The following is a 20231-nucleotide window of genomic DNA, read 5'->3' on the forward strand; positions in this document are numbered from 1 at the left end:
TTATCCTTTTGAATTTATTTTCTCATGGGAGGAGTCATGCGCGGGATCCTGTTCATTTTTGTTTGTCTGTTGAGTTTCCCGACTCAGGCGGTGACGATACCTGGCGTCACCACGCCAACATCAACCAACGCGCAAACCACAGCGGCGAAAGAGCCGGATATTGAACAGAAAAAAGCGGCTTACGGCGCACTGGCCGATGTGTTGGAAAATGACGCCTCGCGTCAGGAGCTGATCGGTCAGTTACGCAAAGTGGCCACTGCCCCTCCTGCCGAGCCGGTGCCAACCATTGTCCCGCCCACGTTAACGGAAGAAAAAACGGTACTGGAAAACGTCACGGACGTCACCCGCCACTACGGTGAGGCGCTCTCCAGCCGCTTTGCCCAGCTTTATCGCAATATTACCGATGCCCCGCATAAGACCTTTAATCCGCAAACGTTCACCAATGCTCTGACGCATTTTTTAATGCTGGCGGTGTCAGTGTTCGGTTTTTTCTGGCTGGTTCGCCTGTGCGCGCTACCGTTGTATCGCAAAATGGGACAATGGGCGCGACGCAAAAACCGCGAACGCAGCAACTGGCTTCAGCTTCCGGCGATGATCGTTGGCGCATTCATTATTGATTTGCTTCTGCTGGCGCTGACATTATTTGTCGGGCAGATACTGAGCGACAAAATGAACGCTGGCAGTCGCACGATCGCCTTTCAGCAAAGCCTGTTTCTCAATGCCTTCGCCCTGATTGAATTCTTCAAGGCCATTTTGCGCCTGATATTTTGCCCAACGGTGGCCGAGCTGCGCCCGTTTAACATTCAGGATGCTGGCGCACGCTACTGGAATCGCCGTTTGAGTTCATTGAGCAGCCTGATTGGCTACGGGCTTATCGTTGCCGTACCCATTATCTCGAATCAGGTCAATGTGCAGGTCGGCGCGATGGCCAACGTCATCATCATGTTATGTATCACGCTATGGGCGCTGTACCTGATTTTCAGAAACAAGAAAGAGATAACGCAGCATTTGCTGAATCTGGCGGAAAGATCCCTCGCTTTTTTCAGTCTGTTTATTCGTGCTTTTGCGTTGGTATGGCATTGGCTGGCCAGCGCCTATTTCATTGTGCTGTTTTTCTTTTCGCTGTTTGATCCGGGCAACAGCCTGAAATTCATGATGGGCGCTACGCTGCGCAGCCTGGTAATCATTGGAATTGCCGCCTTTGTTTCCGGCATGTTTTCCCGCTGGATAGCCAAAACTATTACCCTTTCGCCACACACCCAGCGCAGCTATCCGGAACTACAAAAGCGTCTGAATGGCTGGCTGTCGACAGCGTTAAGCGTAGCCAGGATCCTGACGGTGTGCGTTGCGGTGATGCTGCTACTGAATGCCTGGGGACTGTTCGACTTCTGGAACTGGCTGCATTACGGCGCAGGAGAAAAAACAGTGGATATCCTGATCCGTATCGCGCTGATTTTATTCTTCTCCGCCATCGGCTGGACAATCCTTGCCAGTCTGATTGAAAATCGTCTGGCTTCCGATATCCACGGTCGTCCGCTACCCAGCGCGCGTACCCGCACCCTACTGACACTGTTTCGCAACGCACTGGCGGTGATTATCAGCACGATCACCATCATGATTGTGTTGTCGGAAATCGGCGTCAATATCGCCCCCTTACTGGCCGGGGCCGGGGCGCTGGGGCTGGCTATCTCTTTCGGCTCGCAAACGCTGGTAAAAGATATTATTACCGGGATTTTTATTCAGTTTGAAAATGGCATGAACACCGGCGACCTAGTGACCATTGGCCCACTCACCGGTACGGTTGAACGGATGTCCATCCGTTCTGTGGGCGTGCGTCAGGACACCGGGGCGTACCATATCATTCCCTGGTCATCGATAACGACCTTCGCCAACTTTGTGCGGGGAATTGGATCGGTCGTCGCCAATTACGACGTAGACCGCCATGAGGATGCGGATAAAGCGAATCAGGCGTTGAAAGATGCGGTTGCTGCGGTGATGGAAAAAGATGATATTCGCGGGCTGATTATTGGCGAGCCGTCGTTTGCCGGGATTGTAGGATTAACCAATACGGCATTCACACTACGGGTCTCGTTTACCACCTTGCCGCTGAAGCAGTGGACGGTACGTTTTGCGCTCGACAGCCAGGTGAAGAAATACTTCGATCTGGCCAACATACGCGCCCCGGTACAGACCTATCAAGTGTTGCCTGCACCAGGGTATGGCCCAACGTCTGCGGCAAGCGAACCGCTGCCGCCAACCGAGCCAACGCTTTAGCGTTTACGCGCCATAAAACGACGACGCTGATCGTTATCCATAAAGGTCCAGGCAATAAAGCGACTCTGCTTTTGCCCCTGGGCCATCTCTTTCTTGACCACTTTCACCGCGCCCGCATCCGTTAATGCGTGGTACAGCGGAGGCAAGTTCTCGCCGCGAGAAACCAGCGTGGTAAACCACATAACCTGACGGCCAAAAGCCCGGCTTTCGACGATCATTTTTTTGATGAACGCTACTTCGCCGCCTTCACACCACAGCTCCTGCTGTTGTCCGCCAAAGTTCAGCGCATCATCTTTATCTTGCCCCAGATTACGACGTTTACGCTCGCTTCCTGCGCGGGCTGAGGCCGCAGAATCATGGAATGGCGGGTTACACAATGTGGCTTCATACTGCTCATTTTTGTGAATGATACCGTTGAAGATTGCCGAAGCATCTTTCTGACGACGCAGACGAATAGCACGGGTTAACCCCGGATTGCCGTTTATGATCGCCTGAGCGCTGTTAAACGCTTCGCTACTGCTCTCACTGCCCGTGAATCGCCAGCCGTATTCATGCACGCCGATCAGCGGATAAATACAGTTTGCCCCTACGCCTATGTCCAGGATGCTCGCATTTGCCGGAATGGTTCCGCTGGTTTCCCCCAACAGGTCGGCCAGGTGGTGAATGTAGTCAGCACGACCAGGCACCGGCGGGCACAAAAAACCGTCCGGAATATCCCAGTTTTTCACCGCATAAAAATGCGCCAGCAGTGCTTTATTGAGCGCCTTTACTGCCTGCGGATTGGCGAAATCAACACTCTGCTCGCCGCCGGGCGTGAGGGTGAGAAATTGCGTCAGCTCTGGGGTAACCTGGCATAAAGTCGCAAGATCATAACGGCCATTGTGGCGGTTGCGTGGGTGTAATCCCGGTTTCTGGGCGGACATAGCATTCTCCTTTTAACAGCGGCGTAAGATACCCGCATAACGCCACGCGGTAAACACACACAACAAGGAAATTTGATTTTTTACGCCTGTTTGACGCTTTGCTGATTGTTCGAAAAACAGACAGTTCATCACCAGTTTTTTGCGGTAAATGTCATCCGCTGACGACCTAAACTTATCAGGCACACCTGTTGTTTTTCAGAGGATATCACCATGAAAAAATGCCTCACATTACTTGCCGCTACCGTACTTACCGGCATGACATTTGCCTCCTTTGCTGCACAGCCATACACCAGCCCAGCTACCGGTCAGCTACAAGCTTCCGGCACAGTATCCGCTACCGGCGCCTCTAACCTGAGCGACCTTGAAGACAAGCTGGCAGAGAAAGCGAAAGAGCAAGGAGCAAAAGGCTTTGTCGTTAATTCTGCTGGCGGTAAAAATCAGATGTACGGCACCGCAACTATCTATAAATAACTCCCCTTCCTTAGCCTAACTGCATTCATCCCGAATGCAGTTATGTGCGCGCTGTTCACTTCATTGCAGCTCAATTTGTAATCAATGTGTTAGCATTTTGAATCCAATGTAAATAAATGTATTTATTTTTGAATTAATGAATGTTAAAACGTCGAACTGATTAGAAATGATTATTAAAATCATTATCAATTACACATTCATTTTCGCGAGACCTGCAGGGTACAACATCCACAGAGATGTCCCTTCGCGTGAGTGAAACCGTCTACTCAAAAAATAATAAGTCATTAATTAAAATGGATAAAAATCGCAACTTGCCGTCCAGTAGTTTTCATTCACTGACTTTTTTTGCCGGTCTGTGCATTGGCCTGTCTCCGGTAGCCCAGGCTGTCGCAGCAGGCGATCAGGATAAAAAACAAGAAGATACGTTGGTCGTTGAAGCGGCCAAACCTTCGCTGTACGCCCCAACACAGTCTGCCGACCCTAAATTCTCCCGCCCGGTGGCGGATACCACCCGCACCATGACGGTGATTTCTGAGCAGGTGATTAAGGATCAAGGCGCAACAAATTTGACCGATGCGCTGAAAAACGTACCGGGCGTTGGCGCGTTTTTCGCTGGTGAAAACGGCAACTCCACTACCGGTGATGCGGTTTATATGCGTGGCGCGGATACTTCGAACAGTATTTATATCGACGGTGTTCGTGATATCGGCAGCGTCACGCGCGATACCTTCAATACCGAACAGGTCGAAGTGATTAAAGGTCCTTCCGGTACCGACTATGGACGTAGCGCACCGACTGGCTCTATCAATATGATCAGCAAACAGCCGCGTACCGACTCAGGAATCGATGCGTCGGCCAGCGTCGGTAGCGCCTGGTTCCGCCGTGGTACGCTGGACATCAACCAGGTTATCGGCGAGACCACCGCCGCACGTTTAAACCTGATGGGTGAAAAAACACATGATGCCGGTCGCGATAATGTTAAGAATGAACGTTACGGCGTGGCCCCCTCACTTGCTTTTGGCTTAGGCACCGAGAACCGACTGTATCTGAACTATCTGCACGTTACTCAACACAACACACCGGATGGAGGCATTCCCACCATCGGCCTGCCAGGTTACTCCGCGCCTTCCGCAGGGACGTCTGCACTGAATCATTCAGGAAAAGTTGATACGCATAACTTCTACGGCACCAACTCGGATTACGACGATTCGACGACCGATACCGCGACGATGCGTTTTGAACATGACCTGAGCGACAGCACCACGATTCGCAACACCACCCGCTGGTCGCGCATTAAACAGGATTATCTGATGACGGCGGTGATGGGCGGTGCGTCTAATATTACGCAACCCACCAGCAGCGTCGACACCTGGACATGGTCACGCCTGGCAAATACCAAAGATGTCAGTAACAAAATCCTGACCAACCAGACCAACCTGACCTCAAAGTTTTACACGGGATCCATCGGTCACGACATCAGCACCGGCGTGGAGTTGACGCGCGAAACACAAACCAACTATGGCGTAGCCCCGATTACCCCGCCGCCGGTTAATATTTATCATCCCAACAGCGACGTGAATATCGGCGGATTATCGCGTAACGGCGCCAACGCTAACGGGCAAACCGATACCTTTGGCGTATACGCTTTTGATACGCTACAAATTACCCGTGAGTTTGAGCTGAACGGTGGTATTCGCCTCGACAATTACCGCACTGAATATGACAGCGCCACCGCTTGCGGCGCTTCTGGCCGTGGTGCAGTGGCATGTCCGACAGGCGTCGCCAAAGGTTCCCCGGTCACCACTGTGGATACTGCCAAATCAGGCAATCTGGTGAACTGGAAAGCGGGCGCGCTGTATCACCTGACCGATAACGGCAATGTCTACATTAACTATGCCGTTTCTCAGCAACCGCCGGGCGGCAGCAACTTTGCCCTTGCTCAGGGCGGAAGCGGTAACAGCGCAAACCGTACCGACTTCAAACCGCAGAAAGCGAAAACCAGCGAGATTGGCACCAAATGGGAGGTGCTGGATAAGCGCCTGCTGTTAACCGCCGCAATTTTCCGCACGGATATTGAGAATGAGGTTGAGCAGAACGACGACGGAACCTGGTCCCAGTACGGGGAGAAACGCGTTGAAGGCTACGAGCTCTCGGTAGCAGGCAACATCACCCCCGCATGGCAGATTATTGGGGGTTACACCCAGCAACGCGCAACCATCCACAGCGGTAAAAATGTTGCTCAGGATGGCTCCTCATCCCTGCCGTATACACCGGAACATGCGTTCACGCTGTGGAGCCAGTATCAGGCAACCGACGATGTTTCCGTTGGCGCGGGCGCACGCTACGTGGGCAGTATGCATCGCGGTTCGGACGGCGCCGTGGGTACGCCATCCTACACTGAAGGTTACTGGGTCGCAGACGCCAAACTGGGCTATCGCGTGAATCGCAATCTCGATTTCCAGCTAAACGTCTATAACCTGTTCGACACCGATTATGTATCCTCCATAAACAAGAGTGGATACCGTTATCATCCAGGCGAGCCAAGAACCTTCCTGCTCACCGCCAATATGCATTTCTGATCCATCGCGTGGGGCGAAAGCCCCACTTTCAGGAGAAACACTGATGATGTACCACATTCCCGGCATTCTGTCGGCGCAGGATGTCGCCTGGTTTCGCGAACAACTGGACGCTGCCGACTGGGTTGATGGCCGCGCAACCACCGGCGCTCAGGGGGCGCAGGTTAAAAACAACCAGCAGGTGAATACGCAAAGTGAACGCTACGACGTTTTACAACAGGCGGTACAGACTGCGGTAAATAACAGCGCGCTTTTCTTCGCCGCGGCACTACCGAAAACGCTCTCCACACCGCTGTTTAATCGCTACCAGGACAACGAGACCTACGGTTTTCACGTTGACGGTGCGGTGCGTAGCCATCCGGAGAACGGCTGGATGCGCACAGACCTTTCCGCAACCTTATTCCTGAGTAATCCGGATGATTATGAAGGCGGAGAGCTGCTGGTTAATGACACCTACGGCCAGCATGCGGTGAAGCTTCCGGCAGGCGATCTGGTGCTTTACCCTTCCAGCAGCCTGCACTGCGTCACGCCAGTAACCCATGGCGTTCGTGTGGCGTCCTTTATGTGGGTACAATCGATGATCCGTGACGACAAAAATCGCGCCATGCTTTTTGAACTGGATAAAAACATTCAATCCCTGAAGGCTCGTCATGGAGAGAGCAACGAGATCCTGTCATTACTCAATCTCTACCATAACCTGCTGCGCGAATGGTCTGAAATCTGATACTGCTGGCGCATGGTCGTTTCTCAGCCATCATCTTCGCTATACTTAGTCTGTATACATCTGCAGGAGGTACACATGGCATCCGGATGGGCAAATGACGACGCTGTAAACGAACAGATCAACAATACTATTGAAGATGCTGTTGCCCGTGCCCGCGGTGAGTTACCGACGGGGGAAAGTCTGTATGAATGCGAAGAATGTGGCAATCCTATCCCTCAGGCCAGACGTGAGGCCGTACCTGGGGTACGCTTGTGCATCACTTGCCAACAGGATAAAGATTCACATAGCGCGGCATTTTCAGGATATAATCGCAGAGGTTCGAAAGATAGCCAGCTACGTTGACTCATCTTTACCAAAAGTTTCAGCGCATACGATTTCCTTTACGAGCACGCTTTTTCGCACTCTGTGTGGCAAAATGTGCCGTTGTTGGTTTCTCTGTAAAGCGCAATGACAAGAACTGTAAATCCCTCGTCTGAATTTATTAATATTCAATAAGTTATTTGTCATTCAATTTTTTTGATTGATGTCGTCAATTCTATTCGATTTTCTCTCACCAAAAAAAACGTGATACTTATCACATCGACGAAACAACGTCTTCTTAAAGAACACTGACTACTAACAGAACAACCCTGCGAGAGATTAATCATGAAAAATATCAAATTTGCTGTTGCTGCCATCGCCCTGTCTACCCTGTCATTTGGCGTTTTCGCTGCCGAGCCGGTTTCCTCCACTCAGGCACAAAGCATGAATAAAATTGGTGTAGTTTCTGCTGATGGCGCCACCACACTGGATGGCCTGGAAGCCAAACTGGCTGAGAAAGCGGCTGCTGCTGGCGCAACTGGTTACAGCATCACTTCCGCTGTCGGTAAAGACAAAATGAGCGGCACCGCGGTTATCTATAAATAACCGAAAGATTACCTGTACGACCCAATGCTCCAACCCTCATTGACCCTGTTTGTTACCCTTTGTTTGCCCGTCCGCCACTGGACGGGCTTTTTTTTGCTTAGTGTTCAAGTCGTTGACGGAATTCCTGCAACACGGCGTCCGGCATGCCTATTTGCAGCGCCGCCTCGCAAATCGCCTGCCAGCTTCCTGCATCCAGCGGAATACCGTGTTCCAGCCGTTCCTCGCGAGTATTCACTTCCCACTCACCTGGCAACAGGATCGGGGCATCTTCAGCATGCGGGGACGCTTTCACCCACTCAGCAAATGCTGCGACCTGGTTGTCGCAGTCCGGCGCGCCGAACAGTTCCGGATTCATAATAATAGTGGTCATACAGTTGATGATGGCGTCCGGGCTGGTCTGCTGGCTCTCTTCATGTGTGGTTTTACCCCCTGAAAGCGCACCACCCATAATTTCGCACATCGCCGCCAGCGCATACCCCTTGTGCTCGGCAAAGGTTAGCAACGATCCCAGCGGAGAAACCTGCATTACCGCAGGATCGGTTGTAGGCATCCCCTCCACATCAATCAGACATCCAGGAGCTACCGGCTCGCCCTTATGCCATGCCACACGGGTTTTGCCAAAAGCGATGGCACTGGTTGCATAGTCGAGCAATAGCGGGAAGGTATTTTTACGCGGAAAAACAACGCAGAAGGGGTTAGTGCCAAAACGACTATCGCGGCCATGAAACGGTGCAACCATCGGGATCCCGACCACACTCACAAAATGCACTGAGACAAAACCTGCAGCCGCGCATTGCTCCGCCCAGTAGCCAATACGTCCGATATGATGCGAATTATGTAATGCCACGGCGGCGATACCGTGCTGACGAGCTTTTTCAATCCCCAGCGTGATGGCTTCGTGAGCCGCCACCTGACCAAAGGCACAATCGCCATCAAGCGTAATCACCGCCCCCGCATCTTTTACCACTTTGGCATGACGGTTGATTTGCAGATGCCCCAGCGAGAATGAACGAATATAGCTTGGGATCATACCGATGCCGTGGGAGTCGTGACCGGCGAGGTTAGAGGCTATCAGATGATCGGCCACCAGCCGCGCCTCCTGATCATTGCTTCCCATCTGGTGAAAAACAGCCTGGATAAAGGCGTGCAGCGTTGGCACATGGAAGCGATGTCCACTGTTCATTGTTATCTCCTGTTGTGTCGCGTGTTTGTTGTGTTTCTTATTTTTCAACAAACTATGCTGCGCCACGGCGCTCAGGAGGTCAATAAACGTGCAGAAATTTCACGTTGCCGAAAAGAGAAAACCGACAGACCAGGTAAAAGGCCCGTCGGGATAACAAATAAATCAGAAACTTTGCTCGACGCGGGCAAGTCCTTCGGCCAGCGAGGCGGATTCACCGGTTGCCACCAGGCAGCAGGCCATCTGAATTTTCAACGATGCCGGGACCGGCTCACTGCCAGCCAGACAACGCTCAATCCAGCGCGCGGTGGTTTCCGGATCTTTTGCCACCGGCAGCGGTACCGGCTCGTCAGGCATCTCGCTTTGTCGGTCCTGTAACACTCGCACACCGGATGAATCTATCAGGCTTATCTGCGGGCAGCGCTGCGGGTTGGCATACACTTCGCCCTCGGTACCATGCATCAACAGGCCGCGCCCACCGATATCGCCGAAGAACTTCGCCACACGCGAGACGTATTCCGGGTGGGAAACGCTGGAAAGACGCAGCGCCGCATCTTCAGCAAACGGCGTGGCTAATTTAGCCAGCGTGTGCGCACTGTTACGCACGCCCATGCGCCAGCGCATCGCCAGCTGTTTCTCCAGCGGAGGGCACAGCGCACTCACCGGGATAAACACCGGCTGATGACCATCCAGCTTTGCCTGCGCCTGCCCGGCATGCAGCGTTGGCGTAATCCCCATCAGTTCAAAAATGGTTTCTGTCAGCACGCGGGTTGGATCCTCGCTGACGCCGTGCACTACTACCGGGAAACCGAGCTTATGCAGTAAAATCGCCAGCAGCGGCGTCAAATTCGCCTGCTTGCGTGCACCATTGTAGCTGGGAATGACAATCGGCATGGGTTTGGCAACCGGCGGAGTCAGGCGAATGGTGTGGTTTTGCATCGCTTCGTAAAAGCCCAGCATCTCCGCTTCGCCTTCGCCTTTAATACGTAGCGCAATCAGCACCCCGCCCATCTCAAGGTCAGGTACGTCGCCGTTCATCATATGGGTATACAGTCCGCGAGCAGTATCCTTGTCCAGGTCACGCGCGTGATTTTTTCCTCGCCCAATCTCTTTAATGATTTTGCGGTAATCCATCGATAACTCCTTGCCTGTTGCTCGCATCGTTAACGCCGACGGCGGCGCGTGGGTTTCGCTTTTTCTTTTGGTTTTACTATAACGTCTGGCACAGCAGGTTGCTCTATCGGAAATATGGGTAACGCGTTCAGTAAACGCTTACCATAGTTTTTGGTCAATAAACGTTTGTCATAAATAACCACTTCTCCCCAGCAGCCATGGCTACGGATGAGTCGCCCAACCTGCTGGATCAAATTGAACGACGCCGCGGGCAGGCTCTGCACCTCGAAGGGGTAGCGGTTCAGGCTTTTCAACCACTCGCCCTCGGTGATCACCACCGGGCTGTCGATCGGTGGAAAAGCAATTTTGTGAATATGCACCTGGGTCAGCAGGTCGCCTTTCAAGTCCAGACCTTCAGCGAAAGATTGCAGCCCAACCAGCACGCTGCGCTCGCCGTTGGTCACCCGTTTGCGGTGCAACTCTACCAGTCGATAGCGCGGCTGATCGCCCTGCACCAACAACAGCAGGCGCAGATCGGTAACATGCTCAAGAAAACGCTGCATCGCCCGACCGCTGGCAAAGAGTACCAGCATCCCTTGATGCTTTTTACTTTCCAGCTGTTCGCGGAAATAGGCTGCCATTTCCGCGATATGTTGCTCTTCGTTATCAATTAACGGTTCGTAGCGCATCTGCGGAATGACGATTTTGCCCTGTTCAACGTGATTAAACGGTGAATCCAGCGCGACAAACCGATCCCCTGCTTTTTCCTTCAGACCACTCATCTCCTGCAAACGCGAGAAGCTGTTGAGCGAGCGCAGCGTTGCGGAAGTGACAATAATATGCGGGACGCTACGCCACAGCAGTCGTTCGAGCTGATCGCTCACACGGATCCCCACGCAGTGGAACCAGATGTGGATTTGCCCGTCACGCACCTCGCGCGTCGCCCATTTACTCACCGGCGCGCCTGACGACTGCGCGAGCGATGCCAGCCGCCACAGTTTGCTTTGCGCCTCAAACATGCCCAGCGCCCGGTTCATCTGCAAAATAACCCGATGCAGACGCACAATATCGTGAGTGCCGGTTTTTTCGCTGAGATCGTTGAGGAACAGTTCCGCCAGCCCGCGCAGCATTTCCGTAAGCTTTGCCAGACGCTGACAAATCTCCATCACTTCTGCAGGCAGTTCGCCCATCGCAAAGCGGTGTTCCGCCTCCTGAGTAGCAGGCATATACAGATTAAGAATGTTATTGAGTGATGAAATCAGTTCATACAGCTCTTCACAGTGACCGTTCAGACGCTCGGCATTCGCCAGCGGTGGCGTAGTTTTCGGGCGAAACTGTTCCAGACAGGTCGCCACTAATTTGCAAAACAGATCCAACTGGAGCCGATACCAGGGGGCGCTGATTTCCGCGCTCATCTCCAGCGCATCGCGCGCGACATCCGGCAAATGGTGGCCTTCATCAAGTACCAGCAACAGGTTTTTCGGCTCCGGCAAAACGGCTTCGCTTTCCATCGCCGCCATCACCAGCGCATGATTAGCCACCACCACTTCAGCTTCCTGAATCTCCCGGCGGGCGACAAAAAAAGGGCATTCACGATAGTAGTGACAGTTGCGATTCAGACAGCTAGCTTTATCGGTGCTCAGACGCTGCCAGAGTCCGTCGTCAATGGCGATATCGGTGTGATCGCGCAGCCCGTCCCACTTGTAGCTGTCGAGATCGCCTTTTAACCTGGCGCAGCGCTTTTGTTCTTCCTGGTTGTTGGGCGTCAGGTCATCGTCGAGAAAAGCCAGCAGATCCTGCTGATTGGGTTCAGTACTGGCCAGCGCCGCTAAGTTACGCGGGCAGACATAGCGTCCGCGACCAAACGCGGCGGTAAAACGCAGGTCGGGGATAATTTTGCGCAGCAGCGGTAAATCTTTGCTGTAGATCTGGTCCTGCAAAGCGACGTTGGCGGTGCTGACCACCAGCGTTTTTTGCTCTTCACGCGCGATGGCAATACCGGGAATCAGATACGACAGGGTTTTCCCCACTCCTGTCGGCGCTTCAATCGCCAGATGCCGCCCTTCTTCACCTGCCAGCGTTTTCGCGACGTCAGCAATCATCTGCCGCTGCGGCGCACGGGGGATAAAGTCGGGGATCTGTTCCTGAAGCGCCTTATACCAGGCGGCGATTTGCGCTTTTAACGCAGCCGTAAGTGCCATGAGAAAACCTGAAATACTGTATAAACAGCCACTATTGTGGCACTTTATATCCCGTGTCGCAAAAAGAAAAGCCCGACCTTTCGGCCGGGCTCGCAATTACTGCGCTGAGGACGGTTTGCGCGGACGGCGCGGCGGATGAGGCTTATCGCCTGCCGGTTTGCCTTCGCCATTACGCGGCTTCGCTTTTGGCGCACCGCCATCCTGACGACGCGGCTGCTGGCCACGCCCTGCTCCGCCCTGCCCGCGACCACCACCGCCGCCACGCTGCTGGCGACCATTCTGGATCGGCTCAGCTTTAATGGAGGGATCTGGCTCATAGCCTGGCGTTGCAATACGCGGGATCTCTTTTTTCAGCAGCTTCTCGATGTCACGCAACAACTTGTGTTCATCGACGCACACCAGAGACAACGCTTCGCCGGTAGCAGCGGCACGCCCGGTACGACCAATACGGTGCACATAATCTTCTGGGACGTTTGGCAGCTCGTAGTTCACCACGTGCGGTAACTCTTCAATGTCCAGACCACGCGCGGCAATATCGGTCGCTACCAGCACGCGTATATCACCGGATTTAAAATCAGCCAGCGCACGTGTACGCGCCCCCTGAGATTTATTACCGTGGATTGCCGCACTGCGGATGCCGTCTTTATTCAGCTGTTCTGCCAGGTGGTTCGCGCCATGTTTGGTACGGGTAAACACCAGCACCTGCTGCCAGTTGCCCTGACCAATCATCTGTGACAACAGTTCACGTTTACGTTTTTTATCGACGAAATGAACGTGCTGAGTTACCTGCTCGGACGCGGTATTACGACGCGCCACTTCGATTTCCAGCGGGTTATGCAGCAGTTTTTCGGCCAGCGATTTAATGTCATCAGAGAACGTTGCCGAGAACAGCAGGTTCTGACGTTTTGCCGGCAGTTTTGCCAGAACGCGACGAATATCGTGAATAAAGCCCATATCCAGCATGCGGTCAGCTTCATCCAGTACCAGGATCTCCACCTGATCCAGTTTTACCGCATTCTGATGCTCCAGATCGAGCAAACGACCCGGGGTGGCAATCAGTACATCCACACCGCCACGCAGTTTCATCATCTGCGGGTTAATGCTGACGCCGCCGAAGACCACCAGCGAGCGAATATTCAGATACTTACTGTAATCACGGACGTTTTCGCCAATCTGGGCCGCCAGTTCACGGGTTGGCGTGAGGATCAGTGCACGAACCGGACGACGGCTTTTACCATGCGGCTGATTGGTAATCAGGTGCTGCAACAGCGGCAGGGTAAAACCTGCCGTTTTCCCCGTACCGGTCTGGGCGCTGGCCATCAGATCGCGGCCTTCCAGCACGGCAGGAATAGCCTGCTGCTGAATAGGGGTAGGTTCACGGTAACCCTGCTCGGCAACGGCACGTAAAATTTCAGGGTTTAAACCAAGGGAATCAAAAGACATAACAACTCCGAACCGCCCTGACCGTTACCGGTGTCGTTTTCAGGGAGATACATACAATAGAGATGACAAAAACCACAATGTCATGAAGGGGCGGAGTGTAGCAGTTTTTGTGATGTGCCGCATAAATTATCCCTTCACTGGAAAATAACCGTCCGGACTGGACAAGGCTGCACATCAGTCATAATCTTAATCAATCGATTGATTAAGATCAGAGTCGTGCCATGAATACACCCACCATGACAACCAAAGGTGAACAGGCGAAGAACCAGCTCATTGCCGCCGCATTGGCGCAATTCGGCGAGTATGGTCTGCACGCCACGACGCGCGATATCGCTGCACAGGCCGGGCAAAACATTGCGGCTATCACCTACTATTTTGGCTCAAAAGAGGATTTATATCTCGCCTGCGCCCAGTGGATTGCAGATTTTATCGGCTCACAGTTTCGTCCGCACGCTGAAGAGGCCGAGCGTTTATTCGCTCAGCCAGAACCGGATCGTGGCGCGATGCGTGAACTGATCCTGCGCGCCTGCAAAAATATGATCATGCTGTTAACCCAGGACGACACCGTTAACCTGAGCAAATTTATCTCGCGTGAACAGCTTTCCCCCACTGCGGCTTATCAACTGGTGCACGACCAGGTTATCAATCCGCTGCATACACACCTGACGCGCCTGATTGCCGCCTATACCGGCGGCGATGTCAACGATACCCAAATGATTCTGCATACCCACGCCATACTCGGCGAGGTGCTGGCTTTTCGTCTGGGGAAAGAAACCATTCTGTTGCGTACGGGCTGGTCACAATTTGATGAGGATAAAACCGCGCTGATTGACCAAACGATCACCTGTCACATCGATCTTATTCTGCAAGGTTTAACGCAAAGGAGTCTGGAGTCATGAAAAAACCTGTCGTTCTCGGGCTGGTTATCGCGGCCCTCGTTGCCGTGATTGCCGGTGGAACGTGGTGGTATCAGAGTCGGCAAGATAACAGCCTGACGCTATACGGCAATGTCGATATCCGTAGCGTCAACCTGAGTTTTCGCGTCGGCGGCAGACTGGCCTCGCTGGCGGTTGATGAAGGCGATGCGATTACCGCCGGTCAGGTACTGGGTAAACTGGACCGCGCACCGTATGAAAACGCATTGATGCAGGCAAAAGCCAACGTTGCCGCCGCGCAGGCGCAATACGATCTGATGCTGGCAGGGTATCGCGAAGAAGAGATCGCGCAAACCGCGGCGGCAGTCAAACAGGCGCAGGCCGCCTATGATTACGCGCAGAATTTTTACAATCGGCAGGTAGGATTGTGGAAAAGCCGTACCATTTCTGCCAACGATCTGGAAAATGCGCGTTCATCTCGCGATCAGGCGTTAGCTTCATTGAAATCCGCACAGGATAAACTCACGCAATATCGCAGCGGTAATCGTGTGCAGGACATCGAACAGGCAAAAGCCACGCTCGAACAAGCTCAGGCAGAGCTGGCACAGGCAGAGCTTAATTTGCATGATACCACGCTGACCTCGCCATCTGACGGCACGCTTCTCACCCGCGCGGTTGAACCCGGCAGCATGCTGAACGAAGGGAGCACGGTACTGACGCTGTCGCTCACGCGTCCGGTATGGGTCCGCGCCTACGTTGACGAACGCAATCTGAGCCAGGCGCAGCCAGGACGTGAGATCCTGCTCTATACCGACGGTCGCCCGGACAAACCGTATCACGGCAAAATCGGCTTTGTGTCACCAACCGCCGAATTTACGCCGAAAACGGTCGAGACTCCTGATCTGCGCACCGATCTGGTGTATCGCCTGCGAATTGTCGTAACCGACGCGGACGATGCGCTACGTCAGGGAATGCCGGTAACGATAAAATTTGGCGATGAGGCACGGCATGAATGACGCCGTCATTACGCTTAAAGGGCTGACGAAAAACTTTGCTGGAATGGAAAAACCGGCCGTCGCCCCGCTCGACTGTATCGTGCATGCGGGCTACGTGACCGGGCTTGTCGGGCCGGACGGCGCGGGCAAAACCACGCTGATGCGCATGCTGGCGGGATTATTAAAACCTGATGCCGGAAGTGCTGCGGTGATTGGTTTTGACCCCATCAAAGACGACAGCGCGCTGCACGCAGTGCTAGGCTATATGCCGCAGAAATTTGGTCTGTATGAAGATTTGACCGTCATGGAGAACCTCAATCTCTATGCCGATTTGCGCAGCGTCACCGGTGAGGCGCGAGAAAAAACCTTTGCCCGACTACTGGAGTTTACCTCGCTGGGGCCATTTACCGGACGACTGGCCGGCAAACTTTCCGGCGGCATGAAGCAGAAGCTCGGGCTAGCCTGTACGCTGGTCGGCGAACCCAAAGTGTTGCTGCTGGATGAGCCAGGTGTGGGTGTCGACCCAATTTCCCGTCGCGAACTGTGGCAAATGGTCCACGAACTGGCCGGAGACGGCATGCTGATCCTCTGGAGTACGTCGTATCTGGATGAAGCAGAGCAATGCCGTGATGTGCTGCTGATGAACGAAGGCGAATTGTTATACCAGGGCGATCCTACTCAGCTTACGCAAACCATGGCTGGTCGCAGCTTCCTGATGAGCAGTCCGCAGGAAAATAACCGCCGACTGCTGCAACGCGCGTTAAAACTACCGCTGGTCAGCGACGGAATGATTCAGGGGAAATCCGTCCGTTTAATCCTGAAAAAAGAGGCGACAGCTCAGCAGATCCAAAACGCTGACGGCATGCCGCAGATAACCATCAATGAAACTGCACCCCGCTTCGAAGATGCCTTTATCGATTTACTCGGCGGAGCCGGAACATCGGAATCCCCGCTGGGCGCTATCCTGCATACCGTAGAAGGCACGCCTGGCGAAACGGTGATCGAAGCCAAAGCTCTGACCAAGAAGTTTGGCGATTTTGCCGCGACCGACCACGTAGACTTTTCCGTACAGCGTGGCGAGATTTTTGGTCTGTTAGGACCCAACGGTGCCGGCAAATCCACCACCTTTAAAATGATGTGCGGCCTGCTGGTCCCCACTTCCGGCAAAGCGCTGGTGCTGGATATGGACCTGAAAGTCAGCTCCGGCAAAGCGCGTCAGCATCTGGGTTATATGGCGCAGAAATTCTCCCTGTACGGTAACCTGACGGTTGAACAAAATCTGCGCTTTTTCTCCGGCGTCTACGGCCTGCGTGGTCGGGCGCAGAAGGAGAAAATCGATCGAATGAGCGAGGCATTTGGCCTGAAGAGTATCGCTTCCCACGCCACCGACGAACTGCCGCTGGGGTTTAAGCAGCGTCTGGCGCTGGCCTGCTCGCTGATGCATGAACCCGACATTCTGTTCCTTGATGAACCCACTTCCGGGGTCGATCCCCTCACCCGTCGTGAGTTCTGGTTGCATATCAACAGCATGGTGGAAAAAGGCGTCACGGTGATGGTGACCACCCACTTTATGGACGAGGCGGAATACTGCGATCGCATCGGGTTGGTGTATCGCGGCAAACTGATTGCCAGCGGAACACCGGACGACCTGAAAGCTCAGGCTGCCGACAGCGACACTCCGGACCCGACCATGGAGCAGGCGTTCATTACGCTAATCAATGACTGGGATAAGGAGCATACGCATGAGTAACTCCGCTCTCTCCTGGCGTCGCGTACGTGCGCTGTGCGTGAAAGAGACGCGCCAGATCGTTCGCGACCCCAGCAGTTGGCTGATTGCGGTGGTGATCCCGCTGCTGCTGCTGTTTATCTTCGGCTACGGGATAAACCTCGACTCCAGCAAGCTGCGGGTCGGGATTTTGCTCGAACAGCAAAGCGAAGAGGCGCTGGATTTTACCCATACTATGACCGGTTCGCCGTATATTGACGCCACCATCAGCGATAACCGGCAGGAATTGATTGAGAAAATGCAGGCCGGGCGCATTCGTGGGCTGGTGGTGATCCCTGTGGATTTTGCCCAGCAGATGGCGCGACCTAATGACGTGGCACCGATCCAGGTGATCACCGATGGCAGCGAACCCAATACCGCCAACTTTGTGCAGGGTTATGTCGAAGGCATCTGGCAGATTTGGCAGCAACAGCGGGCGGAAGATCGTGGGGAATCGTTCGAGCCTATGATCGACGTGCAAACACGCTACTGGTTTAACCCGGCGGCCATCAGCCAGCACTTTATTATTCCCGGGGCGGTAACCATCATCATGACGGTGATTGGCGCGATCCTCACCTCATTAGTGGTGGCGCGCGAATGGGAACGCGGAACCATGGAGGCACTGCTTTCTACCGAAGTTACCCGCGTCGAATTACTGTTGTGTAAACTGATCCCCTATTATTTCCTCGGCATGCTGGCGATGCTGCTGTGTATGCTGGTGTCGGTATTTATTCTTGGCGTGCCCTATCGCGGCTCGTTGCTGATCCTGTTTTTCATTACCAGCCTGTTTCTGCTCAGTACGCTTGGCATGGGGTTGCTTATTTCCACCATCACCCGCAACCAGTTTAACGCCGCGCAGGTCGCGCTGAACGCCGCTTTCCTGCCCTCGATTATGCTGTCAGGTTTTATCTTCCAGATAGACAGCATGCCCGCGATTATCCGGGCGGTAACCTACATTATTCCGGCTCGTTATTTCGTCAGTACCCTGCAAAGCCTGTTTCTGGCGGGAAATATTCCGGTGGTGCTGATTATTAACGTGCTGTTTTTAATCGCTTCGGCGGTGATGTTTATTGGCCTGACGTGGCTTAAAACCAAACGTCTGCTGGATTAAATATGTGTATGGATAATTGTAGCCGTAGGCCGGATAAGGCGTTCGCGCCGCCATCCGGCATTATGCCTGATGCGCTTGGCTTATCAGGCCTACAAACTGGACTGAGAGGACGGGCATGTTTCATCGCTTATGGACATTAATTCGCAAAGAGCTGCAATCGCTATTACGCGAACCGCAGACGCGAGCCATTCTGATTTTACCGGTGCTGATTCAGGTGATCCTGTTCCCGTTCGCGGCAACGCTGGAAGTCACCAACGCCACGATCGCTATCTATAACGAAGACAACGGTAAACATTCGGTTGAGCTTACCCAGCGCTTCGCCCGCGCCAGCGCTTTTACGCATGTTCTGCTGCTGAAAAGCCCACAGGAGATTAAGCCTACCATCGATACGCAAAAAGCCCTGCTGCTGGTGCGCTTCCCGGCCAATTTTTCGCGCAACCTGGACACCTTCCAGCAGGCCCCCATGCAGATTATCCTCGACGGGCGTAACTCCAACAGCGCGCAAATTGCCGCCAATTACCTGCAGCAAATCGTTAAGACGTATCAGCAGGAGCTGATGGACGGCAAGCCGAAACCAAACAACAGCGAGCTGGTCGTGCGTAACTGGTACAACCCGAATCTGGATTATAAATGGTTCGTGGTGCCGTCGCTGATCGCCATGATCACCACTATCGGCGTAATGATCGTCACCTCGCTTTCGGTTGCTCGCGAGCGCGAGCAAGGTACGCTGGATCAGCTGCTGGTCTCCCCACTTACCACCTGGCAGATTTTCATCGGTAAAGCTGTGCCCGCGCTGATTGTGGCTACTTTTCAGGCCACCATTGTGCTGGCAATTGGTATCTGGGCTTATGACATTCCATTTGCCGGTTCACTGGGGTTGTTTTATTTCACAATGGTAATTTACGGGCTGTCGCTGGTCGGCTTTGGTCTGCTGATTTCATCGCTGTGCGCCACCCAGCAGCAGGCGTTTATCGGCGTATTTGTGTTTATGATGCCGGCGATTTTACTCTCGGGCTACGTCTCACCGGTCGAAAACATGCCGGTCTGGTTGCAGAATCTGACGTGGATAAACCCGATCCGCCATTTTACGGACATCACGAAACAGATTTACCTGAAAGATGCGAGTCTGCAGATTGTCTGGGGAAGTTTGTGGCCGCTGTTGGTGATAGCGGCCACAACCGGCTCAGCGGCGTATGCGATGTTTCGACGTAAGGTGATGTAGCTTTTTGTCTTTCGCCAGCAACGAGACCACGGCGGGTCCGGCCAGGATCACCAGACCCGCCAGTGCCAGCAAGACGTTGTTTTGCAGCACGCGCGACAGCAACCACAGCACGATCATTGCGGCACCGAAATACCACGTGGTAGTCAGCTCTTCCAGCACATCAGCGACATCACGCCAGCGTTGTTCATGGTGACGTTGCAAGGCCAGCATTAATAAAACCGTTACGCCGTAAACGACGCATAATCCCAGGCCGACGCGCACCAGCGTGCCGCTCATCCAGCCCATTACCAGCAACGCCACTACCAGTAAATGCAACACAATCTGCCAGCAACTTAGACCCGTTGCGACACGAACACGTTGTTGCCACCTCATGGCTTTTCTCCTGAAGGATTTTCAACTAATTGTTCAGAGTACCGGACTTTACGGAAAATTCCGCAACACTGCATCTTTTT

Annotated in this window: 17 protein-coding genes; 11 read left to right on the plus strand and 6 right to left on the minus strand. The window is 53.6% G+C overall.

The window, feature by feature from the left end; genetic code table 11:
* The first annotated feature begins 36 nt into the window (after nucleotides 1–36).
* Nucleotides 37–2274, plus strand: a complete 2238-nt coding sequence (gene ybiO, locus OGX66_RS09335) for a mechanosensitive channel protein (protein ID WP_088902517.1) — start codon at nucleotides 37–39, stop codon at nucleotides 2272–2274.
* On the opposite strand, the gene rlmF is transcribed toward ybiO, so the two are convergent.
* Nucleotides 2271–3197, minus strand: a complete 927-nt coding sequence (gene rlmF, locus OGX66_RS09340) for a 23S rRNA (adenine(1618)-N(6))-methyltransferase RlmF (RefSeq protein WP_088902518.1) — start codon at nucleotides 3195–3197, stop codon at nucleotides 2271–2273. The genes ybiO and rlmF overlap by 4 nt on opposite strands.
* A gap of 210 nt (nucleotides 3198–3407) precedes the next feature.
* Here rlmF and mcbA point away from each other — a divergent pair, with 210 nt between their 5' ends.
* The 5 genes from mcbA (at nucleotide 3408) to ybiJ (ending at nucleotide 7874) form a co-directional block, all read left to right on the plus strand.
* Complete coding sequence (gene mcbA / locus OGX66_RS09345) at nucleotides 3408–3668, plus strand: DUF1471 family periplasmic protein McbA (RefSeq protein WP_003035239.1); 261 nt, start codon at nucleotides 3408–3410, stop codon at nucleotides 3666–3668.
* Between the two features lie 293 nt (nucleotides 3669–3961).
* Entirely contained in the window at nucleotides 3962–6247 is a 2286-nt protein-coding gene (locus OGX66_RS09350) for a catecholate siderophore receptor Fiu (RefSeq protein WP_088903361.1), read from the plus strand.
* 43 nt (nucleotides 6248–6290) lie between these two features.
* A complete protein-coding gene (ybiX, locus tag OGX66_RS09355) occupies nucleotides 6291–6968 on the plus strand; it encodes a PKHD-type hydroxylase YbiX (protein WP_088902519.1) in 678 nt (225 codons plus the stop codon).
* 75 nt (nucleotides 6969–7043) lie between these two features.
* Nucleotides 7044–7310 carry a DksA/TraR family C4-type zinc finger protein gene (locus OGX66_RS09360; protein ID WP_003035233.1) on the plus strand — a complete coding sequence of 89 codons (267 nt, stop codon included), beginning with the start codon at nucleotides 7044–7046 and terminating at the stop codon, nucleotides 7308–7310.
* Between the two features lie 303 nt (nucleotides 7311–7613).
* Complete coding sequence (gene ybiJ, locus OGX66_RS09365) at nucleotides 7614–7874, plus strand: DUF1471 family protein YbiJ (protein WP_003035231.1); 261 nt, start codon at nucleotides 7614–7616, stop codon at nucleotides 7872–7874.
* A 97-nt stretch (nucleotides 7875–7971) separates the two neighbouring features.
* On the opposite strand, the gene OGX66_RS09370 is transcribed toward ybiJ, so the two are convergent.
* From OGX66_RS09370 to rhlE, 4 genes are all read right to left on the minus strand, one after another.
* A complete protein-coding gene (locus tag OGX66_RS09370; protein WP_088902520.1) occupies nucleotides 7972–9057 on the minus strand; it encodes a malate/lactate/ureidoglycolate dehydrogenase in 1086 nt (361 codons plus the stop codon).
* Nucleotides 9058–9219: 162 nt separating this feature from the next.
* Nucleotides 9220–10188 (minus strand): DNA-binding protein YbiB, encoded by a 969-nt coding sequence (gene ybiB / locus OGX66_RS09375; RefSeq protein WP_003035227.1) that lies wholly within the window; start codon nucleotides 10186–10188, stop codon nucleotides 9220–9222.
* Nucleotides 10189–10217: 29 nt separating this feature from the next.
* Nucleotides 10218–12368 (minus strand): ATP-dependent DNA helicase DinG, encoded by a 2151-nt coding sequence (dinG, locus tag OGX66_RS09380; RefSeq protein ID WP_003837021.1) that lies wholly within the window; start codon nucleotides 12366–12368, stop codon nucleotides 10218–10220.
* 96 nt (nucleotides 12369–12464) lie between these two features.
* Nucleotides 12465–13811: an ATP-dependent RNA helicase RhlE gene (gene rhlE / locus OGX66_RS09385; protein WP_088902521.1), complete on the minus strand. Its 1347-nt coding sequence runs from the start codon at nucleotides 13809–13811 to the stop codon at nucleotides 12465–12467.
* A gap of 221 nt (nucleotides 13812–14032) precedes the next feature.
* On the opposite strand from rhlE, the gene cecR reads away from it, so the two are divergent.
* From cecR to OGX66_RS09410, 5 genes are all read left to right on the plus strand, one after another.
* Entirely contained in the window at nucleotides 14033–14710 is a 678-nt protein-coding gene (gene cecR, locus OGX66_RS09390) for a transcriptional regulator CecR (protein ID WP_088902522.1), read from the plus strand.
* Entirely contained in the window at nucleotides 14707–15702 is a 996-nt protein-coding gene (gene hlyD / locus OGX66_RS09395) for a secretion protein HlyD (RefSeq protein WP_032938552.1), read from the plus strand. Before cecR ends, hlyD begins: the two co-directional genes overlap by 4 nt.
* Nucleotides 15695–17431, plus strand: coding sequence for an ATP-binding cassette domain-containing protein (locus tag OGX66_RS09400; protein WP_003845404.1), 1737 nt, complete (start codon nucleotides 15695–15697; stop codon nucleotides 17429–17431). The genes hlyD and OGX66_RS09400 overlap by 8 nt, the downstream gene beginning before the upstream one ends.
* Nucleotides 17424–18557, plus strand: a complete 1134-nt coding sequence (locus OGX66_RS09405; protein ID WP_088902523.1) for an ABC transporter permease — start codon at nucleotides 17424–17426, stop codon at nucleotides 18555–18557. The genes OGX66_RS09400 and OGX66_RS09405 overlap by 8 nt, the downstream gene beginning before the upstream one ends.
* A gap of 115 nt (nucleotides 18558–18672) precedes the next feature.
* Nucleotides 18673–19779: an ABC transporter permease gene (locus tag OGX66_RS09410; RefSeq protein WP_003837035.1), complete on the plus strand. Its 1107-nt coding sequence runs from the start codon at nucleotides 18673–18675 to the stop codon at nucleotides 19777–19779.
* Here the strand turns inward: OGX66_RS09410 and OGX66_RS09415 are convergent.
* Entirely contained in the window at nucleotides 19741–20151 is a 411-nt protein-coding gene (locus OGX66_RS09415) for a YbhQ family protein (RefSeq protein ID WP_003035203.1), read from the minus strand. The genes OGX66_RS09410 and OGX66_RS09415 overlap by 39 nt on opposite strands.
* Nucleotides 20152–20231: the final 80 nt, after the last annotated feature.

Origin of the sequence: Citrobacter sp. Cf072, assembly GCF_030334485.1 — a bacterium.
GTDB lineage: Bacteria > Pseudomonadota > Gammaproteobacteria > Enterobacterales > Enterobacteriaceae > Citrobacter > Citrobacter freundii.

Coding starts and splice junctions, on each gene's coding strand:
- mcbA (WP_003035239.1), top strand. CDS start 3,408: ATGAAAAAATGCCTCACATTACTTGCCGCTACCGTACTTACCGGCATG.
- OGX66_RS09415 (WP_003035203.1), bottom strand. CDS start 20,151: ATGAGGTGGCAACAACGTGTTCGTGTCGCAACGGGTCTAAGTTGCTGG.
- ybiB (WP_003035227.1), bottom strand. CDS start 10,188: ATGGATTACCGCAAAATCATTAAAGAGATTGGGCGAGGAAAAAATCAC.
- ybiJ (WP_003035231.1), top strand. CDS start 7,614: ATGAAAAATATCAAATTTGCTGTTGCTGCCATCGCCCTGTCTACCCTG.
- dinG (WP_003837021.1), bottom strand. CDS start 12,368: ATGGCACTTACGGCTGCGTTAAAAGCGCAAATCGCCGCCTGGTATAAG.
- ybiO (WP_088902517.1), top strand. CDS start 37: ATGCGCGGGATCCTGTTCATTTTTGTTTGTCTGTTGAGTTTCCCGACT.
- OGX66_RS09405 (WP_088902523.1), top strand. CDS start 17,424: ATGAGTAACTCCGCTCTCTCCTGGCGTCGCGTACGTGCGCTGTGCGTG.
- OGX66_RS09410 (WP_003837035.1), top strand. CDS start 18,673: ATGTTTCATCGCTTATGGACATTAATTCGCAAAGAGCTGCAATCGCTA.
- OGX66_RS09400 (WP_003845404.1), top strand. CDS start 15,695: ATGAATGACGCCGTCATTACGCTTAAAGGGCTGACGAAAAACTTTGCT.
- hlyD (WP_032938552.1), top strand. CDS start 14,707: ATGAAAAAACCTGTCGTTCTCGGGCTGGTTATCGCGGCCCTCGTTGCC.
- rhlE (WP_088902521.1), bottom strand. CDS start 13,811: ATGTCTTTTGATTCCCTTGGTTTAAACCCTGAAATTTTACGTGCCGTT.
- rlmF (WP_088902518.1), bottom strand. CDS start 3,197: ATGTCCGCCCAGAAACCGGGATTACACCCACGCAACCGCCACAATGGC.
- OGX66_RS09360 (WP_003035233.1), top strand. CDS start 7,044: ATGGCATCCGGATGGGCAAATGACGACGCTGTAAACGAACAGATCAAC.
- ybiX (WP_088902519.1), top strand. CDS start 6,291: ATGATGTACCACATTCCCGGCATTCTGTCGGCGCAGGATGTCGCCTGG.
- cecR (WP_088902522.1), top strand. CDS start 14,033: ATGAATACACCCACCATGACAACCAAAGGTGAACAGGCGAAGAACCAG.
- OGX66_RS09350 (WP_088903361.1), top strand. CDS start 3,962: ATGGATAAAAATCGCAACTTGCCGTCCAGTAGTTTTCATTCACTGACT.
- OGX66_RS09370 (WP_088902520.1), bottom strand. CDS start 9,057: ATGAACAGTGGACATCGCTTCCATGTGCCAACGCTGCACGCCTTTATC.